The sequence below is a fragment of the Achromobacter sp. 10T422 genome (assembly GCF_056394065.1).
The window spans coordinates 582,307-608,076 of record NZ_JBFTHD010000005.1; the positions used below are offsets into that span (position 1 = coordinate 582,307).

The window sequence follows — 25,770 nt, forward strand, 5'->3', positions numbered from 1 at the left end:
CCAGCGCTGACGCCTAGGGCCTGTGCTGGCGCAAGGTATCCGACGGCAGGCAGCCGTAACGCTTGCGGTAATGGGTTGCGAAATGCCCGAAGCTGGTGACGCCGTGGCGCAGCAGAATGTCGGTGACGTTGTCGCCCGCGCGCGCCGCTTCCAGCGCCGCATGCACCAGCGTCAGGCGTTGGTTGCGCACATAGTCGCTGGGGCTTTGCTTCAAGAACTGGGTGAATCCGTTCTGCAAGGTGCGGATCGATACGCCGCAATGCGCGGCCAGATCCGCCAGCGAGATGGCCTCGTCAAGATGGTGCTCGATGTATTCCCGCGCGCGCCGCACATGCTGCGGCAGGGGCTGGCCGCGCTGGGCGCGCAGCGACTCGGAATAGTTATGAGGCAGTTGGGTCAGCAGCAAGGCCAGCAAGTAATCGGAAAACCCTGCTGCCAGCGTCTGCGTGACGCCGTCGATGGCGGGGTGCTGGTACAGCCGGCAAAGATAGTCCAGCGTTTCGCGCACGGCGGCCAGGCCCGGCGCGTCGGCATCCACTTCAAGATCAAACACCAGCGCCTGCTTGATGGGGCGGTCAAGCAGGCGTTGCAGTTGGTGCTCAAGCGCCTGGCGTTCGACACGCAGGATCAGGTTGCGGCAGTCGCGGCCGATGCTGATCACGCTGGGCTCGGATGGCGACGAAATCGTCAGGCTGCCCGCCTGCATCAACGCGCTGCGCTTGCCCAGCGTGACAAGGCCCGAGCCTTGCAGCGTGATGCGGATCAGGTAGTAGCTGGCGATGTCGCCCGCGTCAATTTCAACTTCGGCGCCGTAGTGCAGATCGAACAGCGCCGCGTTGCCGAAGAACACGCCGTACAGACGCGACTGCAAGGGTTTTCCCTGGGCGACGCACATGCGATGCGACCACAGGTGTTGGCTGACCTGATCCTTGACCTCGGCGGCGTTGCCCGAGTTCAGCAAGCAATGGCGGTTCAGCGGATAGGTGTCGTTGAACATGCTTTCCTGCGCGGTGGGAACAGTCGTTGCGTCCGGCGTATAGAGCCTGGCTGCGCAAAGACCTACAAAAGACGGACAACTACCAGGGAAAAAAATGACTGACGCCACGCTGCCGCAAGTGACGAAACGAAGCTACGCCTACGAGTGGTACGTCGTCGTGATATGCATGCTAGCGTACATATTTTCCTTCGTCGACAGACAGATCCTGGCGCTGATGATCGAACCGATCAAGCACGATCTTCAGCTGTCAGACACGCAGTTCAGCCTGTTGCACGGCTTGGCGTTTTCCTTGTTCTACGCCGTGATGGGCATCCCCATCGCCTTGCTGGCCGACCGCTATTCGCGCCCGAAGATCATCGCGATAGGCGTGGCGTTCTGGAGCCTGGCGACGGCCGCGTGTGGCCTGTCGCGCAACTTTGCGCACATGTTCCTGGCGCGCATTGGCGTGGGCGTGGGCGAGGCCGCGCTGTCGCCCGCCACCTATTCCATGCTTAGCGACATGTTTCCGCGCGACAAGCTGGGCCGCGCCGTGGGCATCTATTCGATCGGCTCGTTCATCGGCGGCGGCATGGCGTTTTTGATAGGCGGCTATGTCATCAATCTGCTCAAGAGCGTGGACAGCGTGGTGGTGCCGTGGATAGGCGCGATGCGGCCCTGGCAGGTGACGTTCTTCATCGTGGGGCTGCCGGGCTTGCTGGTGGCATTGCTGATTCTGTTGACGGTGCGTGACCCGCAACGGCTGGGCCTGCGCCGCAGCGCCGATGGCCAGGCAAAAAAACCAACCATCCGCGACACCTTCCGTTTCCTGGGCCGCCACCGCCGCACCTTCTTTTGCCACTACCTGGGCTTTTCGTTTTACGCCATGGTGCTGTTTGCGCTGCTGGGCTGGACGCCCGCCTTCTACATGCGCAAGTTCGGCATGTCGCCCGTGGACGTGGGGTACATGCTGGGCGTGGTGGTGCTGGTGGCCAACACCGCGGGCGTGTTCTGCGGCGGCTGGCTGATGGATGCGCTGGCCAAGCGCGGCTATCGCGATGCGCCGCTGCGCGCAGGCGTGATCGGCGCCGTGGGCATGGCGTTGCCGGCGGTGGCGTTCACACAGGTGGACAGCGTGGGCGTGTCGGTGGCGCTCTTGCTGCCCGCGATGTTCTTTGCGTCGTTTCCCATGCCCACGTCTACCGCAGCGATGCAGATCCTGCCGCCGAATCAGATTCGCGCGCAGGTGTCGGCGCTGTTCCTGCTGATATCGAACCTGATCGGGCTGGGGCTGGGCACGACGGCGGTGGCCTTGTTGACTGACCGTTTGTTCAAGAATCCCGGTGCGGTGGGGCAGTCGCTTTCGCTGTTGATCGCCGGGGCGACGGTGCTGTGTGTGGTGCTGCTGGCGGCGGGTTGCAGAAGCTATCGGCAGAGCCTGACGCGCGAGGAGGGTGAGGGGAATCCCTTGTAGGCCGGCGTTTGCATCGGGCTGGTACACAGCGCAGAATCGGGCGAACCATTGCCGCGAGGTGTCGCGGCCGACTTGTCACCAGGAGTCCCCATGAGCCTTGCCCCCGCACCTGAAACGCTGGCCGACCTGCGCGTGGATGGCGCACGGTTGTGGCAGTCCTTGATGGATCTGGCCGCGATCGGCGGCACGGAAAAAGGCGGCGTGTGCCGGCTGGCGCTGACCGAGCTTGACCGCCAGGGCCGCGATCTGTTCGTGCGCTGGGTGCGCGAGGCCGGCTGTGAAGTGCGCGTGGATGCCATCGGTAATATCTTCGCGCGCCGTGCGGGCCGCAACAACGATTTGCCCGCCATCATGACCGGCAGCCACATCGACACCCAGCCCACCGGCGGCAAGTTTGACGGCAACTACGGCGTGCTGGCAGGCCTCGAAGTGTTGCGCACGCTGAACGACGAGAACATCCAGACCGAAGCGCCGCTGGAGCTGGCCGTGTGGACCAACGAAGAGGGGTCGCGCTTTGTGCCGGTGATGATGGGCTCGGGCGTGTACGCCGGTGCGTTCACGTTGGAGCATGCGTTGTCGCAAGAAGACCGCGAGGGCGTCAGCGTGCAGGATGCCTTGACCGCCATCGGCTACGACGGCAAGACCGCCGTGCCGCCGTCCAACCCGAACGAAGTGGGCGCCTATTTCGAAGCGCACATCGAGCAAGGCCCGGTGCTGGAAGCGGCCGATACCGTGATCGGCGTCGTGACCGGCGCGCTGGGGCAGCGCTGGTACGACGTGGTGCTGACGGGCGTCGAAGCGCATGCCGGCCCCACGCCGATGCCACTGCGCCGCGACGCCTTGTTGGCTGCCTCGGAATTGGTGCTGGCCGTGAACCAGATTGCGTTGGCGCATGCGCCCGATGCGCGCGGCACGGTGGGCTGGATGGATGTGTTTCCCAATTCGCGCAACGTCATCCCCGGCCGTGTGCGCCTGACGGTGGACCTGCGCGCGGCAGATGATGTGACGCTGTCCGCCATGGACGCCGCCTTGCGCGCGGCGGTGCAGGCGGCGGCCGGCAACCGGGGCGTGAAGGCGGACGTCGAGCAGGTGGTGTACTTCGCGCCGCAACCGTTTGCCCCCGCGCTGGTGCAGTCGGTGCGGGACGGCGCGCGCGACTTGTCCTTGTCGGCCATGGATGTGGTCAGCGGGGCGGGGCACGACGCCGTGTATGTGGCTCGCGTAGCGCCCACCGCGATGATCTTCGTGCCGTGCAAGGACGGCATCAGCCACAACGAAATCGAGGACGCTCGCCCCGATCACCTGGAAGCAGGATGCAACGTCCTGCTGCGCGCCATGCTGGCGCAAGCGGGCATCGCGTGATGCGTTGACGTGCAGGGTGCACCAAGGCGGCGCACGCGGCGCTGCGTTGGTGCCTTTTAGGTGCTCTTTTAGGTGCTCTTTTAGGTGCTCTTTTAGGTGCTCTTTTAGGTGTTTTAGGTGGCTGCTGGGTGCCCTGCACGGGCCCGCTGCCTGCCTTCTCTGTGACGTCGGCTTGCCTGCGCCGCATGCTGGTTTCCCTGTCGATAGCCCTCTGCCCGCGTGGCTGCCTACGCCCGCGCGTGTGACGTGCCTCGCGCCGCGGCGGGCCGGGCCTGGCCTGGCCTGGCCGCTCGGGACTATCCCTGACACCACTGCGATGTTCTCAAAATGGCACAGAAATTGCTTATACAAATTCTGTGTACTAACTCTGTTCACGCGCACGGCACCCTCGCGGGGAATGCGCGTTCGGGGTTGGTTCCTTCATCCGGCTCCTCGCCATGCAAGACATTGGAGAACCACAATGCAGACACGGAGTTTCCGCATCAAATCCCTCGCCGCCGYGCTCGCGCTGACGGCGGCCGGCGCCGCCGTTATTGCCCCCGGATCGGCGCACGCCGAAAAGGTCCTGCGCATTGGCATGACCGCCGGAGACATCCCCCGCACGCTGGGTCAGCCAGACCAGGGGTTCGAGGGAAATCGCTTCACCGGCATTCCGATGTACGACGGCCTGACGCAATGGGACTTGTCGCAGAAGGACGGCCCCAGCGTGTTGATCCCGGACCTTGCCGTGTCGTGGGAGGTGGACGCGGCGGACAAGACAAAGTGGGTGTTCAAGCTGCGCCCCGGCGTGAAGTTCCACGACGGCTCTGACTTCAATGCGGATGCCGTGGTGTGGAACGTGGGCAAGGTGCTGGACAAGAGCGCCCCGCAGTTCGACGCCAGCCAGGTGGGCGTCACGGCCTCGCGCATGCCGACGTTGAAGTCAGCGAAAAAGATCGACGACTTGACGGTGGAACTGATCACCACCGAGCCGGATTCCTTCCTGCCGATCAACCTGACCAATCTGTACATGGCGTCGCCCGCGCACTGGAACAAGAAGCTGGCGGAAGTGCCCGCGTCGGTGACCGATGCCGCCGAGCGTTCGCAGAAGGCATGGGCCGCGTTTGCGGCTGACGCGTCCGGCACCGGCCCCTTCAAGATGGCCAAGTTCGTGCCGCGCGAGCGCTTGGAAGTCGTCAAGAACGATCAGTACTGGGATGAAAAGCGCCGGCCAAAGATCGACCGCGTGGTGATGCTGCCCCTGCCGGAAGCCAACTCGCGCACGGCGGCGCTGATGTCCGGGCAGGTGGACTGGATTGAAGCGCCCGCGCCCGACGCGTTCGACACGATCAAGGGCCGCGGCTTCATCATCTATTCCAACGAGCAGCCGCACGTGTGGCCGTGGCAGTTGTCGTTCAAGGAAGGCTCGCCGTGGCTGGATGCGCGCGTGCGGCAAGCCGCCAACCTTTGCGTGAACCGCGGTGAACTCAAGCAGCTGCTGGGCGGCATGATGGCCGAGCCCAAGGGGACGGTGCCGCCGGGCCATCCGTGGTGGGGCAACCCCAAGTTCGACATCAAGTACGACCCGGACGCCGCACGCAAGCTGATGACGGAAGCCGGCTTCTCCAAGGCCAAGCCGGTGAAGGTGAAGGTGCAGACATCCGCGTCCGGCTCCGGCCAGATGCAGCCTTTGCCCATGAACGAGTTCGTGCAGCAGAACCTGAAAGACTGCTATTTCGACGTGAGCTTTGACGTGGTCGAGTGGAACACGCTGTTCACCAACTGGCGCAAGGGCGCCAAGGACCCGTCGGCCAACGGCAGCGACGCCATCAACGTCAGCTTCGCGGCGATGGACCCGTTCTTTGCCATCGTGCGCTTTGTCAGCACCAAGACCTTTCCGCCGGCCTCCAACAACTGGGGCTACTTCGGCAACGCCGAGATCGACGGCTTGATCAAGGATGCGCGCACCACCTTCGCACCCGCCGAGCGCGACGCGGCCCTGGCCAAGTTGCATGCGCGCGTGGTGGAAGAAGCGCCGTTCGTCTGGATTGCGCATGACGTCGGCCCGCGCGCGATCTCGCCGAAGGTCAAGGGCGTGGTGCAGCCCAAGAGCTGGTTCATCGATATCGCCACGATGTCGATGGATTGATCTTGAACGCGCTGGACGCCGCGCGCCACCTTGAGCGCGCGGCGTCCAGCGCCCTAGCCGGTGACGCCTATGCTGTCTTACCTTATCCGGCGCATCGCGTACGCCCTGCCCATCATGGTGGGGGTCGCGCTGCTCTGCTTTCTGCTGATTCATCTGGCGCCCGGCGATCCGCTGGTCTCCATTCTTCCGCCTGACGCGTCCGCCGACCTGCAACGGCAGCTGATGCAGCTCTATGGTTTTGACCGCCCGCTGGTGGAGCAATTTGCCGGCTGGCTGTGGCGTGCGTTGCATGGCGATCTGGGCACGTCGATTGCCACCGGCCGCCCCGTGGCCGCCGAGGTCTTCAAAGCCGTGGGCAACACCTTGCGGCTGGCGTGTCTGGCCACGCTGCTGGGTTTCATCGTGGGCGCATTCCTGGGGTTCGTGGGCGGCTATTACCGCAATTCGGTGATGGACCGCGTGGCGTCCTTCGTGTCGGTCATTGGCGTCAGCGTGCCGCACTACTGGCTGGGCATGGTGCTGGTCATCCTCTTTTCCACGCAGCTGATGTGGCTGCCGCCCACGGGGGCAGGGCCGGGCGGGTCCGGTGAATGGACGGCGGACTGGGCGCATTTTCGCCACATGATTCTGCCGGCCGTGACGATGTCGGTGATTCCGATGGGCATCATCGCGCGCACCGTGCGCGCGCTGGTGGCCGAGACGCTGTCGCAGGAATTTGTGGTGGGTTTGCGCGCGCGCGGGCTGACCGACCTGGGCGTGTTCCTGCATGTCGTCAAGAATTGCGCGCCCACGGCCCTGGCCGTGATGGGCCTGCAACTGGGCTATCTGCTGGGCGGCTCCATCCTGATCGAAACGGTGTTCTCGTGGCCCGGCACGGGCTTCCTGCTCAACGCCGCCATCTTCCAGCGCGACCTGCCCTTGTTGCAGGGAACGATTCTGGTGCTGGCGTTGTTCTTCGTGATCCTGAACCTGGCGGTCGACATCCTGCAAGGGCTGTTCGACCCTCGTATCGAAAGGAGCTGATATGACGGATTCCGTTGCCAGCCTGACCGCGGCGGCCGTCACGGCCTCCGTGGCGCGGTCGCCGGGCTATTGGTCCAATGTGTTGCGCCGGTTGCGGCGCGACCCGCTGGCGCTGACCGCGGGCGGCGTCATCCTGGCGCTGATCATCATCGCCATCCTGGCGCCGTGGATCACGCCGGCCGATCCGTTCCAGGCGTCGATGTTGAAACGCCTGCGGCCCATCGGCACCGAAGGCTACCCGCTGGGCGCCGACGAGCTGGGCCGCGACATGCTGTCCCGCCTGATGCTGGGCGCGCGCCTGTCGCTGTTCATGGGCATCGTGCCGGTGATTGCCGCGTTCGTCGTGGGCAGCGCCATCGGCATCCTGGCGGGCTATGCGGGCGGCTGGACCAGCACGCTGATCATGCGGGTGGTGGACGTGTTCTATGCGTTTCCGTCGGTGCTGCTGGCCATTGCGCTGTCAGGCACGTTGGGCGCGGGCATCTTCAACGCCATCCTGTCGCTGACCATCGTGTTCGTGCCGCAGATTGTGCGCGTGGCCGAAAGCGTCACCACGCAAGTGCGGCGCAGCGATTATGTGGACGCGGCGCGCGCATCGGGCGCATCGCCGTTCACGATCGTACGCGCGCATGTGCTGTCCAACGTGCTGGGGCCGATTTTCGTGTATTCCACAAGCCTCATTTCGGTGTCGATGATTCTGGCGTCGGGCCTGTCGTTCCTGGGCTTGGGCGTGCGTCCGCCTGAACCGGAATGGGGCTTGATGCTGAACACCTTGCGCACCGCCATCTACACGCAGCCTTGGGTGGCGGCGTTGCCGGGCGTGATGATCTTCATCACGTCGATGTCCTTCAACCTGCTGTCCGACGGACTGCGCTCGGCCATGGAGGTCAAGGAATGAACGCTGTCATCGACGCCGTGCGTGTCACGCACGAAGACGTAGGCGGCCCCGCACAGCCATTGCTGAGCGTGCGCGGTTTGATCAAACACTTTCCGTTGAAGCGTGACCCGCTGTCGCGCGGCCGGGGCGGCAACGCCGTGCGCGCGGTGGACGGCGTGGACTTCGATGTGAAGAAAGGCGAAACGCTGGGCGTGGTGGGCGAATCCGGTTGCGGCAAGTCGACCACCGCGCGGCTGGTCATGCAGCTGATCAAGCAGGATCATGGCGAGCTGGTGTTTGACGGCATGGCCGTGGGGTCGCGCGCGCTGGCGCTGCGCGAATTCCGGCGGCAGACGCAGATGGTGTTTCAGGATAGTTATTCGTCGCTGAACCCGCGCATGACCATCGAGGACTCGGTGGCGTTCGGCCCGCTGGTGCATGGCAGCGCCAAGCGCGACGCCATTGCGGTTGCGCGCGGGCTGCTGGGCCGCGTGGGGCTGGACGCGCAACGCTTTGCCGGCCGCTATCCGCATGAACTGTCGGGCGGCCAGCGTCAGCGCGTGAACATCGCGCGCGCGCTGGCCTTGCACCCGCGGCTGGTGATTCTGGATGAGGCAGTGTCCGCGCTGGACAAGTCCGTCGAAGCGCAGGTGCTGAACCTGCTGCTGGACCTGAAAGACGATTTCGGGCTGACGTATATGTTCATCAGCCATGATCTGAACGTGGTGCGGTACATCTCTGACCGCGTCATGGTGATGTACCTGGGCGAAGTCGTAGAGCTGGGGCCGGTGGACCAGGTGTTTGATGCGCCCCGTCATCCCTACACGCAGGCGCTGCTGCGTTCGATGCCGTCGATGGAACCCGGGCAGCGCACGGAATCGGCGCCCTTGTCGGGCGACCCGCCCAACCCCATTGATCCGCCCTCGGGTTGCCGTTTCCATACGCGTTGCGCGTTGGCGCGCGCGGCCTGTGCGGCAGAGGCGCCCGCCATGACACAGCTAGACGGCCACGCCGTGCGCTGCCTGATTCATCAACCCGATTCCGGCTATGCCGCATCAGGAGCGCTGACATGACCGCGACAACATCCCCCTTGGTCAGCATCCGTAATCTGGAAGTGGCGTTTCAGGCGGGCGCCAAGACCGTGCATGCCTTGAACGGCGTGAACCTGGAAGTGGGGCGGGGCGAAGCGGTGGCGCTGATCGGTGAGTCTGGCTCCGGCAAGAGCGTGACCCTGCGCGCGCTGATGCGCTTGCACCCGCCGCGCCGCACGCGCATCAGCGGTGAAATGGTGGTGGATGGCCGCGACGTATTGGCGATGAATGCGCGCGAGCTGGCCGCCATGCGCGGCCCGGTGGTGTCAATGGTGTTTCAGGAGCCGCTGTTGGCGCTGGACCCGGTCTATACCGTGGGCCGCCAGATCGAGGAAATGGTGCGCCGGCATACCGGCAAGAGCGCCGCCGAGGCGCGCGCGCGGGCGCTGTCATTGTTCGAACGCGTGCGCATTCCCAGCCCCGAGCGCCGGCTGCAAGCGTATCCGCATGAGATGTCGGGCGGCATGCGCCAACGCGCCATGATTGCGCTGGCGCTGTCCTGCAATCCGAAGGTGTTGCTGGCCGACGAGCCCACCACCGCGCTGGACGCCACGGTGCAGATTCAGATTCTGCTGTTGCTGCGCGAGCTGCAACGCGAACTGGGGCTGGCCATTGTGTTCGTGACCCATGACATCGGCGCCGCCGCCGAAATTGCGGACCGCGTGGCCGTGATGTATGGCGGGCGCATTGTGGAGCAGGGCAGCATGGCCGACCTGTTGCGCGCACCGCGCCATCCGTACACGCTGGCGCTGTTGAAGGGCCGCGCGCACGGCGCCATGCAAAAAGGGCAACGGCTTGAAACCATTCCAGGTTCCCCGCCCGACCTGGCCGCGTTACCGCCGGGGTGTTCGTTTGCGCCGCGTTGCAGTCTGGCAGAAGCGCAATGCCTGGCGAAGGTGCCTGACATCGTGCCGGTGGCGGCGGGGCATGAGGTGCGCTGCGTAAGGGTGGCGTAGGAATTCTAAAATAGGGGCGGAGCAGTGCGGCGCACCCTGGCCCCGTTAAACCTGTTTCAACCCATCACGGCCGGTAGTGGGCCATTCGCCAGATTCCCCCTTCGTGGCCGATAATGCCCCCTTTACGCCAACAGCTGGACCCCTCATGCCCTGCGTTACCCGTCGTTTGTCTGTTCCCCTGCTCGTCTGCGTTTCGGCAATTTTGGCGGGCTGCGCGTCCCCCAAAGCGGCATACGAAAGAGAAGACTTCGCGCAGAACGACGTGTTTTCCCGCACCTTTCCCACCGCCAGCAACACGGCCTGCGACGCGGGCCGCCGCGCCTTGCTGAGCCAGGGCTACAACATCGACCGCTTCGATCCGGCGCGTGTGTCGGGCCACAAGAACTTCCAGGGCGAAGACGGGCTGCACACGCAGATCAATTTCAATATCGATTGCGCCTCGGACGGCAGCGCCAACCAGCGCGCCACCGTGTTCGCCAATGCCGTGCAGGATCGCTATTCCATCAAGCGCACCACCAGTTCGGCCAGCGTGGGCGTGAGCGTGCTGGGCCAGGTGTCGATGCCGTTTGGCTCCAGCGACGATTCGCTGGTGAAGACGGCCAGCCAGACCGTGTCGCGGCCCAAGTTCTACGAAGGCTTCTTCCAGCTGTTGCAGCGCTTCCTGCCGGATGCCGAAGCCGCCGCCGCGCCGCATGTGCCGACGCCCAGCCGCGCCCGCGCCTCGCAATCCAAACCGCTGGTTCCAGCCGATCCGGTGGTGTCGCCAGATGCGCCGGCCGACACCTTGAACCCGGCTGCGGCGAACGGTCCGTCTCCGGCCCCTGGGGCAGCAAAGGCCACGGAAGCCGCGCCGGACAAGGCCACGCCGGCAGCCGAAGCGCCGCATGCCACGCCGCCGTCCACGGCAGGCAACGCGGAGTCCGGTACGACGGCCACGACCCCTGCGGCGCCGACGGCAGCCCCCTCGCCGACGACCACCACCCCGACGACGACCCCGGCGGCCACGTCCACGACGCCTGCCGTTTCGACGCCGGCAGCGGCGGGTGCCCCTGCCACCGGCAACTGACCGTCACTTCCGATATGCCCGCCACCTGCACCTGATCGCCGCGTCCGGTTTGCGCTGACGCAAACGGGCGTTCAGCGCGCCGCTTGCCGGCTCCGAGCATCCGGCGATAATGCGGGCCATGACTTATCAACTATTGAAAATGGCCCACGTGGCGGCCGTCGTTGCGTGGATCGTCGGCTCGCTGTTCGTCTCGCTGTTCCTCTTGTCGTCGCAACCGCATGACGGTGACGAGGCGCCCAAAGAACGCAAGATGCTTGGCGCGCTGCGGCGCTGGACGCTGTGGGTCACGACCCCGGCCATGGTCATCACGTGGCTGATCGGCCTGCACCTGGCCATGACTTTCGGCTGGTTCGCCATGAACTGGATCTGGGTCAAGCTGGGTTTCGCGCTGGCGTTGTCGGCGTTGCTGGGCATCCAGAGCGCAGCCTTGCGCCGCATGGTGAAGGGCAATCTGAAGCGCCCGCCGATGATCGACCTGTATGCGCCGTTCACCGTCATCGCATGCGCAGTCATCGTGACGCTGGTGGTGGTCAAGCCGTTCTAGGCTTCGACCAGACCAGACCAGACCAGACCAGACCAGACCTGACCTGACCTGACCTGAACTACGCGCCAACCGTCCGCGCGCCATGGCCGGGCGCATCGCTTATGCCGCCCGGCCATATCCAAAGATCCCTGTAATAAGGACTCAACGAAGTATTCGTTCGTGCCCGCCAGGGCCCTCCCTAGAATCGTCTCTCTCATAACTGCATTGACTTAGAGGCGATTCCATCATGACTACCCGTTTTCTAGCTGCGGCGTCCGAGCAAGGCGCATCGCCAAGCGTCAATCGCACGCGCGTCTTTCTGAAAGCGCTGGTGGGCGCGGTGCTGGCGTCGGCGGCGATGTTCCATGGCCCGGCCTTTTCGGCCGACCCCAAGCCGCTGAAAGTGGGCGTGCGTGGCGGCGTGGACGAGCAAATCTGGGAAGTGGTGACGCAAGTCGCCAAGAAGAACGGCCTGGCTGTGGAACCCGTGATCATTACCGGCACCGCCAGCCCCAACGAGGCGCTGAACAACGGTGACCTGGAGGCCAACGCCTTCCAGCACATTCCCTTTTTGAACGACCAGATCAAGCAGCGCGGCTACAAGATCGTGCCGGTGGCGAACACGCTGATCTCGCCCATCGCCTTCTACTCCAAGAAATACAAGTCGCTGAAAGCGCTGCCGGACGGCGCCAAGGTGGGCATTCCGAACGACCCCAGCAACCAGACCCGCGCGCTGGTCATCCTGCGCGATCAGGGTTTGATTACCTTGAAAGACGGCTTTGACCCGGCAACAGGCACGGCGACGCTGGCGGACGTCACGTCCAACCCCAAGAAACTGAACTTCGTGGAAAGTGCATCGGTCGTGCTGGCGCGTTCGTTGCCGGATGTGGATACCGCCGCCATCGTCAACAGCTTTGCGTACCAGGCCGGCCTGATCGCCACGCGTGACGGCATTGCCGTGGAGAAGAAAGAAAACAATCCCTACGTGAACATCATTGCCGTGCGCGAAAAAGACAAGAACGCGCCGTGGGTGCCCGAGCTGGTGAAGGCGTACCACTCCGAGGAAGTTCGCCAGTTCATTCTGAGCAAGTACGAAGGCTCGGTGATCCCGGTTTTCTAAGCCGGGCAAGGCCATGATGCAACACGAATTTTCCCAACCCGCGCCGTCTCGGGCGGCCGGGGACCCTGCTGCGTCTGACGCGCACATCGTCTTTGACGGATTGCAGAAGCGCTATCCCAGCGCGCAAGGCGTGGTGACGGCGTTGGCCGACGTGTCGTTCTCGGTGGCGCGCGGCGAGGTGTTTGGCATTATCGGGCGCAGCGGCGCGGGCAAGTCCACGCTGCTGCGTTCCATCAACATGCTTGAACGCCCGTCCGCGGGCCGCGTGCAGGTGGATGGCGTGGACGTGGGCCAGCTGGATGAAGATGCGCTGGTGGGCCTGCGCCGCCGCATCGGCATGATCTTCCAGCATTTCAATCTGCTGTCCGCCAAGACCGTGGCTGAAAACGTTGCGCTGCCCTTGCGTGTGGCTGGTGTGAAACCCGCCGCCGCGCGGGCGCGCGTTGAGGCCTTGCTGGACATGGTGGGCCTGCGCGACAAGGCCGACGTGTATCCGTCCAAGCTGTCGGGCGGGCAGAAGCAGCGCGTGGGGATTGCGCGTGCGCTGGTGCATGAACCCGAAATCCTGCTGTGCGATGAAGCCACATCGGCGCTCGACCCCGAGACCACGCAATCGATTCTGGCGCTATTGCAAGACATCAACCGCAAGCTGGGGCTGACGGTGGTGCTGATCACGCACGACATGGCGGTGATCCGCGAGGTTTGCCATCGGGTGCTGGTGCTGGACGGCGGCCGCAAGGTTGAGCTGGGCGACGTCTGGCGCGTGTTCGGCAACCCGCAAGCGGATGCCACGCGCGCCTTGCTGCGCCCCTTGCAGCATGAGCTGCCGGCGGACCTGGCGGCGCGCCTGGTGCCCGATCTGCAAGGCCGCGATGGCGTCGCCATCTTGCGGCTGCGCTTCACGGGGCAGGGCAGGCCGGAGGGCGTGTCATTGCAAGCCTTGGCCGCGATGGGGCCGGGCGCCACGCTGTTGCATGGCGGCCTGGACCGCTTGAGCGGCCACGCACAGGGCAGCTTGCTGGTTTCCGTGCCAGCAGGCGCATTACAGGAAGAGGCCGCGCGCGCCGCGCTAGTGGCCGATCAGATCAAGGTGCTGGGTTATGTCGCTGCCGATGCTTGATAAATACCTGCAAGCGTTCTTGCAGACTCTGGCGATGGTGAGCGTGTCCGCCGTCATCGCAATCGTGTCCGGCCTGGCGCTGGCGGTGGTGCTGACGGTGACCGCGCCCGGCAACCTGTATCCCAAGCCGCGCTTCAACAAGGCGCTGTCCATCACGGTGAACACGTTCCGCGCCATCCCGTTCATCATTTTGCTGGTGGCCATGCTGCCGTTCACCCGCTTTCTGGTGGGCACCACGTTGGGCACGTGGGCGGCCATTGTGCCGCTGTCGGCCAACCTGGTGCCGTTCTTTGCCCGCATTGCGCAGGTCAGCCTGAATGATGTGGACCATGGGCTGGTGGAAGCGGCGCGCGCCATGGGGTGCCGGCGCTGGCACATTGTGCGCCATGTGCTGCTGCCCGAGGCCTTGCCCGGCATCATCGGCGGCATGACGGTCAGCGTCATCGCCATGATCAACGCGTCGGCGATGGCGGGCGCGGTGGGGGCGGGCGGCCTGGGCGATCTGGCCATCCGCTACGGCTACGAACGCTATGAAACGCGCGTGATGTTTGAAGTGATCGTGATTCTGATCGCGCTGGTGTCGATCGTGCAGTTCACCGGCGAATGGTTGTCACGCCGGGCGGACCACAAGCGGTAGGGCGGGGCGGATGAGCCCCAAGCGCGCGCGGCAGCAGGCAGGGCGATGGCGGCCGCGCCTAGCGCAACGCCGAAAACACGTTCGCCAACTGCCGCTTGCCCAGCTGTTCCTGCTCCGTCGCCATCTTGCCAATCGCGGCCTGATGCTGATGGAACCGCGTCAGGTCAGCATCGCGCACAAACATCAGTTCGTCGTGGTCGGCGTACCAGTATTGGCGGTTGTCATCCAGCAGCGTGATCATCTTGCCGAACTCTTGCAGGATGCGCGTTTCAAGGCGCCAGACTTGCTCCAGGCTTTCGTTGCGTTGCGCCAGCGACGTATCGAGCGTGTGCAGCATCTTCTGCTTTTCCGGTTCGCGGATGGCCAGCGAACGGATCAGTGTGGGCATGTTGTTCAACACTTGCAGGCTTTGCTGCCGGTACTTCGGCACCAGCCGTTCGGCCTGTTCCAGAATCATGCGGCTTTCGATCAGACCGGCGTCCTGCGCCAAGCGATGCGCATCCAGCAGGCGGGGCATGCCGATGGTTTTGAGCTCTTGCACATAGGCTTTGTGCTGCGCAAGGCGTTCGCTGGCAATGGTCTTGAAGGCGCGCTCCATCTCGCCGTAGAAGCCGGTGGCCTTGGGTGTGGGGTCGATGGACGGCAGTTCGCCGGATTCGCTTTCGGCGCCGCTGACCATCAGGTTGAGCGTGTCGGCCACCTTGCGGATTTCGCCGGTCGCCACGCGTTCCTGTTCGCGGTCGCGCATTTGGCTCAGCCCGGTCACCGCGGCGCATATCAGCACCACCAGGCCCACCGCGACGGCGATGCGCAGGCGTCGTGGCCGGCCCTTCGGCGGCCGCGGGGAGCACTCCGGGGACGATTCCTGCGACGTCATGGCGCACCAAAAATTGGGGACATTGCTTTGCAATGTAACGAGTGGATCTGCACCCGTCAACGCCTGCGGGCCGCGCCGGGACCGTGCAATTTCTTGCAAGGGCGGGATGCCTTTGCGCCATCTGATGACAGGAGTTCACATGTCTGACACCTTGAAGCAAGGCTTCGCCACGCGCGCCATACACCTGGGTTACGACCCGCTGGATGAGCAAGGCGCTTTGTCGCCGCCTTTGTACCTGACGTCGACCTACACGCAGGACAGCATCGAAGCCTTCGACCAGATTCGCCTGGGCGAGAAGCAGGGCTATGTGTATGGCCGCACGCGCAACCCCACGCAGGCGTTGCTGGAAGAGCGGCTGGCATCGCTGGAAGGCGCCGAGGCGGGCGTGGTCACGGCTTCAGGCATGGCGGCGATTTCCGCCACGCTGTTTTCGCTGCTGCAAAGCGGTGACGAAATCGTGGTGGACCAGATTGTCTACGGCACGGCGTTCACGCTGTTCACACAGGGGCTGACGCGCTTTGGCGTGCGCGCCGTGTTTGCGGACTTCACGCGGCCCGAGACGGTGGCCGCCGCCATCGGCCCCAAGACGCGCGCCGTGTATTTCGAGACGCCGGCCAATCCGAACTTGCGCCTGGTCGACATCGCCGCCGTGTCCGCCATTGCGCGCGGCAAGGGCCTGCTGACCATCGTGGACAACACCTTCGCCACGCCCGTGCTGCAACGGCCGCTGGAACATGGTGCGGACATCGTGCTGCATTCGGCCACCAAATACCTGGGCGGCCACGGCGACTTGCTGGCGGGCGCGGTGGTGGGGCGCAAGGAGCACATTGACGCCATCCGTCTGCAAGGCCTGCGCTACTTCACGGGGGCCACGTTGTCGCCGTTCACCGCGTTCCTGGTGCTGCGCGGCATCAAGACGCTGGAGCTGCGCGTGCAACGCCATAGCGAATCTGCCTTGAAGGTGGCCAAGCTGTTGCGCGAGCATCGGGCGGTGGCGGATGTGTTTTATCCGGGTCTTGCCGGCACGGCGGGCGCGGACATCGCGCTGCGCCAACAGGCGGCGGGCGGCGGTTTGGTGGCGTTTGAGCTGAAGGGCGGACTGGCGGCGGGGCGCAATCTGCTGAACAGCCTGAAGCTTGCGCGTATCGCCGTCAGCCTGGGTGACCCGGAAACGCTGATCCAGCATCCGGCGTCGATGACGCATGCCAGCTATTCCGCGGAAGACCGCGAGAAGTATGGCTTGTCCGAAGGGTTGTTGCGCTTGTCCGTGGGCCTGGAGACGCCGGAAGATATCCTGGCGGATCTCAAGCAGGGTCTGGATCGCGTGTAGGGTCTGGCTGGGGGGCGGTGCCGTAACCGCGAGTCGGCGGATTCGGCGAGTCGACCGAGTCGGGCGGCTGAGGCGAGTGGGGCGGCGAGTCGGGCGACTGAGGCGAGTGGGGCGGCTGAGGCGACTGAGGCGGTTGGGCCGACGTGCGCCGCCATGCCACCCATATGCCTTCGCCGTCGAAGTGGCGCGGGCCGCGGCCGGCCACGGCCAGGCCTTCGCGCAGCACGTCCACATCCAGCCCCGGCAGATGGCGCAGCAGTGCGGGCGGCAGCTGGTCGATGGCGAGCTGGTCTTCTTCCAGATCCACGCGCATCAGATCGCCGTCTTCGCAGCGCAAGCGCAGGAACCACAGGCTTTCCATGTAGTCGCCATACCAGGGGTCGGGGAACATCGCCTTGCTGAAGGCGAACCCGAATTCTTCGACATCGCTCCACGGCCAGAACTCCTGCAAGCCCATCGCGCGCGCCAATTCGCACTGGCGCGTGAAACCGGTGTCGTCGAACCGCACGGTTTTGCGGAAAGGGTCTTCGGGCGGAGGCGGGCCGATCAAGAACCGCTTGATGCGTGACCACATGGCAAGGATGAAGGCTGAAGGCGGATCGGGCAGTGTATCGGACGGCGCGGCTGCAATGAAATCGCAATAGATGTTACAACGTTTGATTCTCGTCAAATCCACGCCTGAAGGCGCGCGTTAGGGTGTTGCCTTTGCCTCGCAGGTTGCCGGCGACTGGCCGGCCGGTGTGGGCAAAACGACAAGCGCAGCAAGGACTGGACACATGACAGACAAGACACCGCAAGCCGCCGAATCAGACACCGCCATCAGCGCGAAGCCGCGCGCAAGCGGCACGCAGGGCGCCGCCAAACGCACGGTGCGCGCAGGCAGCGGCACGACTTCGCGCCGCACGCCGGCCAAGGAGGCGGCTGTCGTCAAGGCGAATGCGCGGGGTGCGGGTCCGGCCATTGATGCCGCCATTGAACCGGGCGACAAGCCTGCCATCGAGCCGGCATTGCAGGCGCGCAAGAAAGTCGCCGCGCGCGAAGATGCGGCGCGTCAGGAAGCGGTGTCGGTGCTGTCGGACATTGCGCGCCGCTACACCGTCGGCGCGGATACGCAGGCGCACGACGCGCTGCGTTCGGTCATCGAAGAACTGTCGGCGGACGATGCGCGCGCCGTGCATCGCGCGCTGCTGGACGCCAATGCGCAAGTGCCGGGCAGCCGCCGCAATCCTGATGAAGAGCTGGCCGCCGATTGGCGCGAAGGCATCTATCCGTATCGCCATCGCATGCTGCGCCGCAATTATGAAAAGCAGAAGTACCAGCTGCAGGTGGAATTGTTGAAGCTGCAAGCCTGGGTCAAAGCGACCGGGCAGCGCGTGGTGATCCTGTTCGAAGGGCGCGACGCGGCCGGCAAGGGCGGCACCATCAAGCGCATGATGGAACACCTGAACCCGCGGGGCGCACGCGTGGTCGCGTTGGAAAAGCCGTCTGATACCGAAAAGGGCCAGTGGTACTTCCAGCGCTATGTGCAGCACCTGCCCACGGCGGGCGAGATCGTGATGTTCGACAGGTCCTGGTACAACCGCGCCGGCGTGGAACGCGTCATGGGCTTTTGCTCGCAGCAGGAGTATCTGGATTTTCTGCGTCAGGTGCCTGACTTCGAACGCCATCTGGTGTCCAGCGGCATCCACCTGATCAAGTTCTGGTTCTCGGTCAGCCAGGAAGAGCAGCGCCGCCGCTTCCTGCAACGCAAAGTGCACCCGCTCAAGCAATGGAAGCTGAGCCCGGTGGACTTGGCGTCGCTGGATAAATGGGATGACTACACGCGCGCCAAGGAAGCGATGTTTGCGCATACGGACACTGCGGACGCGCCGTGGATCGTGGTGAAGTCGAACTGCAAGAAGCGCGCGCGCCTTAACGCCATGCGCTACGTGCTGAGCCGGCTGCCGTATGAAGGCAAAAGCAGCGAACCCGATATGGCATTGGATTCGCTGATCGTGGGGCGTGCGCTGTAAAGCAAGTTGGGCAGCCTGTGATCAGGCTGCCCAAGTTCAAGCGGGCCAAGTTCAAGCGGGCCAAGTTCAAGCGGGCCAAGTTCAAGCGGGCCAAGTTCAAGCTGGCCACGTTCAAGCGGCCTAGGTTCAAGCGGCTGTATTCAGTCCGCCTTCGTTCAAGCCCCCAGCGCCTGAAGATTCAGCGTGTAGCTGCGGCCGATCCACACTGCGCAGTCGCGGTGGTCGCGCAGTGAATCGCCGGTGTTGGGGTGCATGAAGACATCCAGCTCGCCATGGTTCAGCGTCAACCAGGTTGCGATCTCGGCGAAGTGCGCCGGGGGGAACGCAATCTGGTAGCTCCATTGGGGATGCGGGCCGACGGGGAGCTCATGAAAGCGCCCCATGTCCATCTTGCCGTCGAACTGCGCAATCACCCGTTCGCGCAACGCATACGCGGTATCGCGGCTGGCCGCGTCGAAGTACACATGCGCGTGCCAACTGGCCACGCCGTTTACCGCCAGATCATTCATGGTCGTCTCGTCAGGTTCAGCCGCCAGCGCGCTTGGCGCGGTGGCCGCGGGTGGTTAGTGCGTCGATGATGCGGTCGCAGTGGTCTCCTTGCACTTCGATCACCCCGTCTTTCACGGTGCCGCCCGACCCGCAGGCCGTGCGCAATTCCTTACCCAGCACCGCAAGCGCCATCGGTTCCAGCGCCAACCCCCGCACCAGCGTGACGCTCTTGCCGCCCCGGCCCTTGGTCTCGCGCGAGACCCGCGCCACGCCATCACCCGCAGGCACGGCGCGCGCGGCTGGCTTGCACTGGCATTGCGCCAGCGCTTGGCGGCATTCGGGACACATGCGGCCGCTTTCGGTGGAATAGACCAGCCCGCCGCTTGAACTGCGCTTCATCATTTGCCTCGCATCTGATCGATCAGGCGGCGGTCGCGCTTGGTCGGGCGGCCCGTTTCGATGCCTAGCGCCGGTTCGGGCGCCAGGCGGCGCATTTCGGCGGCACGTTCGCGGGCGGCGATGCTGTCGGGGGTTTCCTCATAGAGCAGGCGCGCGACGGGGGCGGGGCCGCGTACGCCGCTGACGGCCACCACCTGCACCTGTAGCGCCGGGTCTTCCTTGCGGATCGTAATGCGGTCGCCGGGTGCGACTTCGCGCGCGGGCTTCGCCGCTTGGTCGTTGACAAGGACCCGGCCCTTGCCGATCTCTTGCACGGCCAGGCTGCGCGTCTTGTAAAAGCGCGCGGCCCACAGCCATTTGTCGAGTCGAATCTTGTCCATCTTGCTGCTCTCTGCGATGTGCGGTCTGCAATGCGTTTGCCCAAGGCGCAATGATAGCCCCGTGCGTCGCCCGGCGAAAAAATGGCGCCCCGCAGGGCGCCAGTGCAAACTCCGTTCATCGGGCGTGTACGCCCGCGCGGCTTAATCCAATTTCAGATTCGCTTCTTTCACCACGCGCTGCCATTTGGCAATTTCGGCGCGGCGGAACGTATCGAGTTCGGCCGGGGTCGAGCCTATGGGCTCGGCGCCAATGCCGGCCAATTGTTCGGCAATGGCCGGGTCTTTCAGTACCTTCGCCAGCGCCTGCGATACCTGGTCGACGATGGCGGGCGGCGTGCCGGCCGGTGCGAACACCGCGTTCCATTCATAAGTCTCGTAGCCCGGCACGCCGGACTCGGCAATGGTGGGCAGATCGGGCGCGGTCTTCGAACGTTCCAGGCCGCCCACGGCCACGGCGCGCAGCTTGCCGTTCTTCACGTGCTGCCACGCCGAACCCATGCTGGCGAACATGACGGGCACCTGGCCCGACATCACGTCGATCATGGCCGGGCCGCCGCCCTTGTAGGCCACGTGTTGCAGCTGGGTCTTGGCCAGCAGGTTGAACAATTCGCCCGCCAGATGCTGCGCCGAGCCGGGGCCGGCCGACGCAAAGTACACGTGATCCTTGGCGCCGGGCTGACCCAGCTTGATCAGGTCAGCCACCGTTTTCACTTCATACGTAGGCGTCACCACCAGCACGTTCGGCACGCGCAACAGCAGCGAGACGGGCGCAAACGCGGTCAGTGTGTCGAACTGCATCTTGGAATGCAGCGCGGGGTTCTGCGCATGGTTGGAGGCGTCGAGCATCAGCGTGTAGCCGTCGGGTTGCGCCTTGGCCACCACCGCGCCGCCGATCATGCCGCCCGCGCCGCCGCGGTTTTCAATCACCACGGGCTGGCCGAGTTCGGCTGCGAGCTTGGGGCCGATCAAGCGGGCCACGACGTCCACGGTGCCGCCGGGCGGATAGGTCACCACCAGCGTGACGGCGCGTTCAGGATAGGCGGCAGACGCCGAACTGGCGGCGCCCGCCAACAGGCCGGCGGCAACCAGCAAGCCGCCACGGCGCGCCACGCGTTTGATCAGAGGGTTCATTTTTTGTCTCCTTGGAATTGGAATAGCTGCAACGGCGTATCGGCAAGCACGATGCGCCGTTGCGTGGGGTCGTCGATCCACGCGTCCAGCCACTGCCGTGCGGCAGGGTAGGACGCCACGTGGCGATGCTCTGTGTGGGGCCAGTCGCTGCCCCACATCAAACGTTCGGGGGTGAAGGCGAGCAGCAGTTGTTGCGTGGCCAGCCAGCCCGAAGCCGCGCAAGCCGGGGCCTGCCAGTTGCGATACGGCGCGGACAGCTTGACCCAGACGCGTCCGCTGTCCGCCTGTTGCAGCAGATACTGAAAGCCCGGGTCGGACACGCCCAGCGCCGGGTCGGGCCGGCCAAAGTGGTCCACCACCACGCGGCATCCCGCCGCCAGCAGGGTGGGCATGACGTCCGGCAGGCGCTGGGCTTGAAGATGGACTTCAACGTGCCAGCCCAACGCGTTCACGCGGGCCAGCAAGGCTTGCCAGGCCGGCGCGTGCAGCTCGGGCGCGGGCAGGCCGATCAGGTTCAGGCGGATGCCCACGACACCGGCGTCGGCCAGCGTTTGCAGCGCGGCGTCGGTGATGTCGGGGGACACCACGGCCACGCCGCGCAGCCGATCGGGCGCCGCGCGCAACGCGTCCACCATGTGGTGGTTGTCGGTGCCCAGGAAACTGGGCTGGACCAGCACGCCATGAGAGAGGCCGTGCGCATCCAGCAGCGCCAGGTACTGCGTGGGCGTGGCGTCGTAATCGGGGGTGTGGCGGCGGGCGTCAGCCAGGGGCAAACCGGGCCGGAACACGTGCGCGTGGGTGTCGACGGCGGCGCCGGTCGAATGCGGGGGCAAGGCGGTCTCCTGTTCTTGGCGCCGGGCGTGGACCAGCGCTTCTGTTCTCTGCGGCGGGCGGTGCCAAGGGCTGCTATTCGCTTAGGCGGCGTGGCCCAACGCGCTTCTATTAGCCGGAATTCTAGGAACTCGGGGTATAGTTTTCCATTGTCTAAATCGGCTTTATATATATCGAAACGATATGGAAACCCGGCACCTGCGGTACTTCCTGGCAGTGGTGGACCATGGCAGCGTCAGCCGCGCGTCGGAATGGCTGGGCATCGCGCAGCCCGCCTTGAGCCAGGCCTTGGGCCGCATGGAGAAAGACCTGGGCGTGCGGCTGTTCGAGCGTTCGCGCCAGGGCGCCGCGCCCACCCCGGCGGCATTGGCGATTCTGGAAGACGTGCGCATCAGCGTGGCGCGCATCGACGCCGCAGCGCACCGCGCGCGCGAGATCGGGCGGGGCAGTGCCGGGCAGTTGACGGTGGGGCTGGTGTCGTCGGCGCTATTCGATACCTTGCCGCGCGCCTTGCGCGAGATGCGCCGCCAAGCGCCGGGCGTGCGCGTCATCTTGCGAGAGATGAGCAACGCCGAGCAAGCCGAAGCCTTGCAGACGGGCGAGATCGATATCGGCCTGATGCATACGCCGGTGGCGGTGGGCGGACGCATGCGCGAACGGCAACTGCTGCGCGACCGGCTGGTAGCCGCCGTGCCGGACGAATTCGACGTTGCCGAAGACGGCAAGGTGTCGATGGCGCAAATCGCGCGAGCCGGGCTGGTGATGTATCCGCAAGCGCAATTGCCCGCGTTCTATGCGGGCATTCTGGATGCCATGCGCAAGGGCGGCCACGATGTGCACGTTGCCCAAGAAGCGAACCGCACGCTGACAGTGCTGTCTTGCGTGGCGGGCGGTTGCGGCGTGGCCTTGTTGCCCAGCTGGATACGCACCATGAATTTTGGCGGGGTGCGTTTCTGCGACGTGCGCGACGGGCAGACGCTGCCCAGCTTCGACCTGAGCGCCATCTGGCCCGCCCGTTCCGTCCCCACCTTGGCCGACATGTTCGCCAACCTGGACCTGGCCGCACGCTGATTACAGTGCTGGCTTTCACTGCGCATTCAGTTGCCCTGCCAGAACGCTTAAGCCTGGCTTAAAACGGCATTTTCTTCGGAACCCGGCACGCCCGCCCCGTCTAACCAGAAACGACGATGGGGGTGTCCATGGATCTGAACTGGCAACAACAACTTGTGGAAAGTGCAATCTGGCTGGCGCGCGCGTTCGGCATCACCGCCGTCGCCATGGCGGTGATTGCCGTGGTGCTTGCGCGCACCACCGATTGGGGGCGCAAGTTCTGGCGCCTGGCCTGGCCCTATCTGACCCCGCGCCGCAGCTGGCGTCCGCTATTGACGCTGGCGTTGCTGCTGCTGTTGGCGATGGCGGCCGTGCGCATGACGGTGCTGTTCTCGTTTTGGTACAACGGCTTCTACAGCGCGCTGCAAGCGCTGGACCAGAGCGCGTTCTGGCGCTTTCTGGGCATCTTCGCCGTGCTGGCCACGGTCCATGTGGTGCGCACGCTGGCCGACAGCTACGCGGGCCAGGCCTTTGATATCCATTGGCGCGTCTGGCTCAATGACCACCTGACGCGCGATTGGCTGGGCGCGGGCGCGTACTACCGTGGCCACTTCGTCAACGAACCGGTCGACAACCCCGACCAGCGCATCGAACAAGACATCACGATGTTCGTGACGGGTTCACGCACGCTGGCTATCGGCGCGTTGAGCGCACTGGTGTCGCTGGTGGCGTTCACGGGCATCTTGTGGGGCTTGTCAGGCCCGTTGACGGTGGCGGGCGTGGAGATTCCGCGCGCCATGGTGTTTGTCGTATTCCTGTACGTGATCGTCGCCACATGGTTTGCCTTCAAGATCGGACGGCCGTTGATCAAACTGAATTTCCTGTCAGAGCGGCTCACGGCTAACTTCCGTTATGCGCTGGTGCGCTTGCGTGAGAACGCCGAGAACGTCGCGTTCTATCAAGGCGAAGCCGTCGAGCGCGGCAACCTGTGGACGCGTTTCACCGCTTACATCGCCAACTTGTGGGCGCGCGTTTACCGGGGCTTGAAGTTCGATGGCTTCAACCTGTCGGTGAGTCAGGTGGCGGTGGTGTTTCCGTTCATCTTGCAGGCGCCGCGCTTCTTTACCGGCGCGATCAAGCTGGGTGACGTGATGCAAACGTCCCAAGCGTTCGGGCAGGTGCAGGACGCGTTGTCGTTCTTTCGCACGTCGTACGACACCTTTGCGCAATACCGCGCCACGCTGGACCGTCTGAATGGGTTTCTTGACGCCAACGAAGCGGCGCGCGCCTTGCCGTCGGTGCAGACGGAACCCTTGCCTGATGGATTGGACATCAATGGCGTCACGGTTCGCCGGCCTGATGGGGGCGTCTTGCTGCACACCTTGAATCTGCGCTTGCGTCCCGGCCAGACCTTGCTGATCAAAGGCCCGTCGGGCAGCGGCAAGACGACATTGCTGCGTGCGCTTGCCGGGCTGTGGCCGTATGCGCAAGGCCATGTGCGGCGGCCGGAAGGCGCGTCGGCCTTGTTCTTGTCGCAGCGGCCTTACTTGCCCTTGGGCGACTTGCGTAGCGCGGTAGCGTATCCGGGGGTGGCCCTGCCGCAAGATGACGCCCGGCTGGCCGATGCGCTGCGGCAAGTCAACCTGGGGCATTTAAGCGCGCGCCTGGACGAGGTGGCGGACTGGTCGCGCATCTTGTCCATTGGTGAACAGCAGCGCGTGGCGTTTGCGCGCGTGCTGTTCAACCGGCCAGCCATTGTGTTCCTGGACGAAGCCACATCCGCTACCGATGAAGGGCTTGAGCACATGCTGTACAGCCTGCTGCGCAGCGCTTTACCTGATTGCATGCTGGTCAGCGTGGGGCATCGCAGCACGCTGGACCCGTTTCATACGCACCGGCTGGACCTGGATGGCGCGGGTGGCTGGACGGCCGGCCCGATGGCGCCGCCCGCCACGGGAACGCCACTGCGGGCGGCGGCCTGATCAGGTGCCTACGCGCAACGGCCCTGACAGCTTGCGCAAGGCGGCGACGACGCTTTGTGCGGTGATGCGGCCCGTCTTGGGGTTGGCGGATGGGATGTTCTGGATTTCCATCGAGAACGTGGCGGCGTCAGACACGACTTCCACGCGGTGCACATTGCGTTCCAGCGACGGGTCGGCCCAGATTTCCAGGGTGCTGCGGTCGGGCCCGATGCCGGCCAACGACACGCTGACCGCCACGTTCAAATTCGCGGGAAAGCCGATGGCGGCTTCACGCGGTGAACCGCGGAAGATCAGGCGCGGTTCGGTGATGCCGGCGATGTCGATGTTGTTGTCGGTGAGGTAGGGCGCGCCCAGCAGGCCCTGCACCGGCTTGCGGGTGATCATCGTGACGGAATGGATGACGCCTTCGGCGGCGGCGGTGATGGCGTCCAGCCCCAGGATGGCGCCCGACGGCACGATGATCTGGCCATGATGCTGGCGGGCGAGTTCGATCAGGTCATCGTTGCGCAGCAGGGCGCCTGAACTAAGCACCACCAGCTTCTTGCCGGCGCGCAGCACGGGTTCGGCGATGTTGCGGAATACGGCGGCGGGGGCGCATTCCACGACCACGTCGCAATACTCGTGCAAGGCGTCAATGGTGGTGAAGCGCGGCGCGGCGTTCGTCCACGCGACGGTGGGGGCGGCGCTGGGATCGCGTACCCCGATGGCGGCAAGCGACAGGCCGGGCAGGCCGGCATCCAGGGATTGCGCCACGGCCTGGCCGATGGCGCCGAAGCCGGCAATGCCGACGCGGATGTTGTTCATGGAGAGTCCCGTATGAGGCCGCAGCGCACCGCGAGCCCTGCATCAAAGAAAACGCCATCGACACCGATGGCGCAAGGTTGCCGGCCACTTTATCCAGCGCCCGCGCGGGCGTCAATGCGGAATGGCCGCAATGCG

25 protein-coding genes are annotated in these 25,770 nt (G+C 65.0%); 16 read left to right on the plus strand and 9 right to left on the minus strand.

Annotated elements, in window-relative coordinates; genetic code table 11:
• Nucleotides 1-13: 13 nt before the first annotated feature.
• Entirely contained in the window at nucleotides 14-997 is a 984-nt protein-coding gene (locus AC1DB0_RS16255; RefSeq protein WP_054422090.1) for an AraC-like ligand-binding domain-containing protein, read from the minus strand.
• Nucleotides 998-1,091: 94 nt separating this feature from the next.
• Between AC1DB0_RS16255 and AC1DB0_RS16260 the strand changes: the two genes are divergently transcribed.
• From AC1DB0_RS16260 to AC1DB0_RS16315, 12 genes are all read left to right on the plus strand, one after another.
• A complete protein-coding gene (locus tag AC1DB0_RS16260; protein WP_054422089.1) occupies nucleotides 1,092-2,447 on the plus strand; it encodes a spinster family MFS transporter in 1,356 nt (451 codons plus the stop codon).
• A 90-nt stretch (nucleotides 2,448-2,537) separates the two neighbouring features.
• On the plus strand, nucleotides 2,538-3,809 hold the full coding sequence (locus AC1DB0_RS16265) for a Zn-dependent hydrolase (RefSeq protein ID WP_054422088.1): 1,272 nt from the start codon (nucleotides 2,538-2,540) through the stop codon (nucleotides 3,807-3,809).
• A 460-nt stretch (nucleotides 3,810-4,269) separates the two neighbouring features.
• Nucleotides 4,270-5,937, plus strand: coding sequence for an ABC transporter substrate-binding protein (locus AC1DB0_RS16270; RefSeq protein WP_476758703.1), 1,668 nt, complete (start codon nucleotides 4,270-4,272; stop codon nucleotides 5,935-5,937).
• A 69-nt stretch (nucleotides 5,938-6,006) separates the two neighbouring features.
• Complete coding sequence (locus tag AC1DB0_RS16275) at nucleotides 6,007-6,960, plus strand: ABC transporter permease (protein ID WP_054422086.1); 954 nt, start codon at nucleotides 6,007-6,009, stop codon at nucleotides 6,958-6,960.
• 1 nt (nucleotide 6,961) lies between these two features.
• Nucleotides 6,962-7,858 (plus strand): ABC transporter permease, encoded by an 897-nt coding sequence (locus AC1DB0_RS16280; RefSeq protein ID WP_476757294.1) that lies wholly within the window; start codon nucleotides 6,962-6,964, stop codon nucleotides 7,856-7,858.
• Nucleotides 7,855-8,910, plus strand: coding sequence for an ABC transporter ATP-binding protein (locus tag AC1DB0_RS16285; RefSeq protein WP_181953174.1), 1,056 nt, complete (start codon nucleotides 7,855-7,857; stop codon nucleotides 8,908-8,910). Before AC1DB0_RS16280 ends, AC1DB0_RS16285 begins: the two co-directional genes overlap by 4 nt.
• A complete protein-coding gene (locus tag AC1DB0_RS16290; RefSeq protein ID WP_054422084.1) occupies nucleotides 8,907-9,884 on the plus strand; it encodes an ABC transporter ATP-binding protein in 978 nt (325 codons plus the stop codon). The genes AC1DB0_RS16285 and AC1DB0_RS16290 overlap by 4 nt, the downstream gene beginning before the upstream one ends.
• A 262-nt stretch (nucleotides 9,885-10,146) precedes the next feature.
• Nucleotides 10,147-10,950: a DUF2242 domain-containing protein gene (locus tag AC1DB0_RS16295; protein ID WP_245636279.1), complete on the plus strand. Its 804-nt coding sequence runs from the start codon at nucleotides 10,147-10,149 to the stop codon at nucleotides 10,948-10,950.
• A gap of 118 nt (nucleotides 10,951-11,068) precedes the next feature.
• On the plus strand, nucleotides 11,069-11,494 hold the full coding sequence (locus AC1DB0_RS16300; protein WP_476757295.1) for a CopD family protein: 426 nt from the start codon (nucleotides 11,069-11,071) through the stop codon (nucleotides 11,492-11,494).
• 337 nt (nucleotides 11,495-11,831) lie between these two features.
• Nucleotides 11,832-12,593 (plus strand): MetQ/NlpA family ABC transporter substrate-binding protein, encoded by a 762-nt coding sequence (locus tag AC1DB0_RS16305; protein ID WP_054422429.1) that lies wholly within the window; start codon nucleotides 11,832-11,834, stop codon nucleotides 12,591-12,593.
• 13 nt (nucleotides 12,594-12,606) lie between these two features.
• Nucleotides 12,607-13,713, plus strand: a complete 1,107-nt coding sequence (locus AC1DB0_RS16310; protein ID WP_346550529.1) for a methionine ABC transporter ATP-binding protein — start codon at nucleotides 12,607-12,609, stop codon at nucleotides 13,711-13,713.
• Nucleotides 13,694-14,350, plus strand: coding sequence for a methionine ABC transporter permease (locus AC1DB0_RS16315; protein WP_054422080.1), 657 nt, complete (start codon nucleotides 13,694-13,696; stop codon nucleotides 14,348-14,350). Before AC1DB0_RS16310 ends, AC1DB0_RS16315 begins: the two co-directional genes overlap by 20 nt.
• 58 nt (nucleotides 14,351-14,408) lie before the next feature.
• On the opposite strand, the gene AC1DB0_RS16320 is transcribed toward AC1DB0_RS16315, so the two are convergent.
• Entirely contained in the window at nucleotides 14,409-15,227 is an 819-nt protein-coding gene (locus AC1DB0_RS16320; protein ID WP_175171285.1) for a hypothetical protein, read from the minus strand.
• A gap of 139 nt (nucleotides 15,228-15,366) precedes the next feature.
• Here AC1DB0_RS16320 and AC1DB0_RS16325 point away from each other — a divergent pair, with 139 nt between their 5' ends.
• The gene (locus tag AC1DB0_RS16325; protein WP_054422078.1) at nucleotides 15,367-16,557 is read left to right on the plus strand and encodes a trans-sulfuration enzyme family protein; all 1,191 of its coding nucleotides are present in this window, start codon (nucleotides 15,367-15,369) and stop codon (nucleotides 16,555-16,557) included.
• On the opposite strand, the gene AC1DB0_RS16330 is transcribed toward AC1DB0_RS16325, so the two are convergent.
• Nucleotides 16,532-17,131 (minus strand): hypothetical protein, encoded by a 600-nt coding sequence (locus tag AC1DB0_RS16330; protein ID WP_476757296.1) that lies wholly within the window; start codon nucleotides 17,129-17,131, stop codon nucleotides 16,532-16,534. The two genes, AC1DB0_RS16325 and AC1DB0_RS16330, sit on opposite strands and share 26 nt — an antisense overlap.
• Before the next feature lie 202 nt (nucleotides 17,132-17,333).
• Between AC1DB0_RS16330 and ppk2 the strand changes: the two genes are divergently transcribed.
• The gene (gene ppk2 / locus AC1DB0_RS16335; protein ID WP_476757297.1) at nucleotides 17,334-18,569 is read left to right on the plus strand and encodes a polyphosphate kinase 2; all 1,236 of its coding nucleotides are present in this window, start codon (nucleotides 17,334-17,336) and stop codon (nucleotides 18,567-18,569) included.
• A 155-nt stretch (nucleotides 18,570-18,724) separates the two neighbouring features.
• On the opposite strand, the gene AC1DB0_RS16340 is transcribed toward ppk2, so the two are convergent.
• The 5 genes from AC1DB0_RS16340 to AC1DB0_RS16360 form a co-directional block, all read right to left on the minus strand.
• Nucleotides 18,725-19,078, minus strand: a complete 354-nt coding sequence (locus AC1DB0_RS16340) for a DOPA 4,5-dioxygenase family protein (protein ID WP_476757298.1) — start codon at nucleotides 19,076-19,078, stop codon at nucleotides 18,725-18,727.
• A gap of 16 nt (nucleotides 19,079-19,094) precedes the next feature.
• On the minus strand, nucleotides 19,095-19,457 hold the full coding sequence (locus AC1DB0_RS16345) for a translation initiation factor Sui1 (RefSeq protein WP_346550909.1): 363 nt from the start codon (nucleotides 19,455-19,457) through the stop codon (nucleotides 19,095-19,097).
• On the minus strand, nucleotides 19,457-19,837 hold the full coding sequence (locus AC1DB0_RS16350) for an RNA-binding S4 domain-containing protein (RefSeq protein ID WP_054422075.1): 381 nt from the start codon (nucleotides 19,835-19,837) through the stop codon (nucleotides 19,457-19,459). Before AC1DB0_RS16350 ends, AC1DB0_RS16345 begins: the two co-directional genes overlap by 1 nt.
• A gap of 141 nt (nucleotides 19,838-19,978) precedes the next feature.
• The gene (locus tag AC1DB0_RS16355) at nucleotides 19,979-20,968 is read right to left on the minus strand and encodes a tripartite tricarboxylate transporter substrate binding protein (RefSeq protein ID WP_427946842.1); all 990 of its coding nucleotides are present in this window, start codon (nucleotides 20,966-20,968) and stop codon (nucleotides 19,979-19,981) included.
• Nucleotides 20,965-21,801: an amidohydrolase family protein gene (locus tag AC1DB0_RS16360; protein ID WP_476757299.1), complete on the minus strand. Its 837-nt coding sequence runs from the start codon at nucleotides 21,799-21,801 to the stop codon at nucleotides 20,965-20,967. The genes AC1DB0_RS16355 and AC1DB0_RS16360 overlap by 4 nt, the downstream gene beginning before the upstream one ends.
• 181 nt (nucleotides 21,802-21,982) lie before the next feature.
• Here AC1DB0_RS16360 and AC1DB0_RS16365 point away from each other — a divergent pair, with 181 nt between their 5' ends.
• Both AC1DB0_RS16365 and AC1DB0_RS16370 read left to right on the plus strand, forming a co-directional pair.
• Entirely contained in the window at nucleotides 21,983-22,870 is an 888-nt protein-coding gene (locus tag AC1DB0_RS16365) for a LysR family transcriptional regulator (RefSeq protein WP_175171279.1), read from the plus strand.
• Nucleotides 22,871-22,998: 128 nt separating this feature from the next.
• On the plus strand, nucleotides 22,999-24,831 hold the full coding sequence (locus AC1DB0_RS16370) for an ABC transporter ATP-binding protein/permease (protein ID WP_476757300.1): 1,833 nt from the start codon (nucleotides 22,999-23,001) through the stop codon (nucleotides 24,829-24,831).
• On the opposite strand, the gene AC1DB0_RS16375 is transcribed toward AC1DB0_RS16370, so the two are convergent.
• Complete coding sequence (locus tag AC1DB0_RS16375; protein ID WP_054422071.1) at nucleotides 24,832-25,635, minus strand: aspartate dehydrogenase; 804 nt, start codon at nucleotides 25,633-25,635, stop codon at nucleotides 24,832-24,834. It lies immediately after the preceding gene.
• Nucleotides 25,636-25,770: the final 135 nt, after the last annotated feature.

Bases quoted from the DNA above. Each gene is read 5' to 3' on its own strand.
- AC1DB0_RS16255 (WP_054422090.1), bottom strand. From the start codon at position 997: ATGTTCAACGACACCTATCCGCTGAACCGCCATTGCTTGCTGAACTCG.
- AC1DB0_RS16260 (WP_054422089.1), top strand. From the start codon at position 1,092: ATGACTGACGCCACGCTGCCGCAAGTGACGAAACGAAGCTACGCCTAC.
- AC1DB0_RS16265 (WP_054422088.1), top strand. From the start codon at position 2,538: ATGAGCCTTGCCCCCGCACCTGAAACGCTGGCCGACCTGCGCGTGGAT.
- AC1DB0_RS16275 (WP_054422086.1), top strand. From the start codon at position 6,007: ATGCTGTCTTACCTTATCCGGCGCATCGCGTACGCCCTGCCCATCATG.
- AC1DB0_RS16280 (WP_476757294.1), top strand. From the start codon at position 6,962: ATGACGGATTCCGTTGCCAGCCTGACCGCGGCGGCCGTCACGGCCTCC.
- AC1DB0_RS16285 (WP_181953174.1), top strand. From the start codon at position 7,855: ATGAACGCTGTCATCGACGCCGTGCGTGTCACGCACGAAGACGTAGGC.
- AC1DB0_RS16290 (WP_054422084.1), top strand. From the start codon at position 8,907: ATGACCGCGACAACATCCCCCTTGGTCAGCATCCGTAATCTGGAAGTG.
- AC1DB0_RS16300 (WP_476757295.1), top strand. From the start codon at position 11,069: ATGACTTATCAACTATTGAAAATGGCCCACGTGGCGGCCGTCGTTGCG.
- AC1DB0_RS16305 (WP_054422429.1), top strand. From the start codon at position 11,832: ATGTTCCATGGCCCGGCCTTTTCGGCCGACCCCAAGCCGCTGAAAGTG.
- AC1DB0_RS16310 (WP_346550529.1), top strand. From the start codon at position 12,607: ATGATGCAACACGAATTTTCCCAACCCGCGCCGTCTCGGGCGGCCGGG.
- AC1DB0_RS16315 (WP_054422080.1), top strand. From the start codon at position 13,694: ATGTCGCTGCCGATGCTTGATAAATACCTGCAAGCGTTCTTGCAGACT.
- AC1DB0_RS16320 (WP_175171285.1), bottom strand. From the start codon at position 15,227: ATGACGTCGCAGGAATCGTCCCCGGAGTGCTCCCCGCGGCCGCCGAAG.
- AC1DB0_RS16325 (WP_054422078.1), top strand. From the start codon at position 15,367: ATGTCTGACACCTTGAAGCAAGGCTTCGCCACGCGCGCCATACACCTG.
- AC1DB0_RS16330 (WP_476757296.1), bottom strand. From the start codon at position 17,131: ATGTGGTCACGCATCAAGCGGTTCTTGATCGGCCCGCCTCCGCCCGAA.
- ppk2 (WP_476757297.1), top strand. From the start codon at position 17,334: ATGACAGACAAGACACCGCAAGCCGCCGAATCAGACACCGCCATCAGC.
- AC1DB0_RS16340 (WP_476757298.1), bottom strand. From the start codon at position 19,078: ATGAATGATCTGGCGGTAAACGGCGTGGCCAGTTGGCACGCGCATGTG.
- AC1DB0_RS16345 (WP_346550909.1), bottom strand. From the start codon at position 19,457: ATGAAGCGCAGTTCAAGCGGCGGGCTGGTCTATTCCACCGAAAGCGGC.
- AC1DB0_RS16350 (WP_054422075.1), bottom strand. From the start codon at position 19,837: ATGGACAAGATTCGACTCGACAAATGGCTGTGGGCCGCGCGCTTTTAC.
- AC1DB0_RS16355 (WP_427946842.1), bottom strand. From the start codon at position 20,968: ATGAACCCTCTGATCAAACGCGTGGCGCGCCGTGGCGGCTTGCTGGTT.
- AC1DB0_RS16365 (WP_175171279.1), top strand. From the start codon at position 21,983: ATGGAAACCCGGCACCTGCGGTACTTCCTGGCAGTGGTGGACCATGGC.
- AC1DB0_RS16370 (WP_476757300.1), top strand. From the start codon at position 22,999: ATGGATCTGAACTGGCAACAACAACTTGTGGAAAGTGCAATCTGGCTG.
- AC1DB0_RS16375 (WP_054422071.1), bottom strand. From the start codon at position 25,635: ATGAACAACATCCGCGTCGGCATTGCCGGCTTCGGCGCCATCGGCCAG.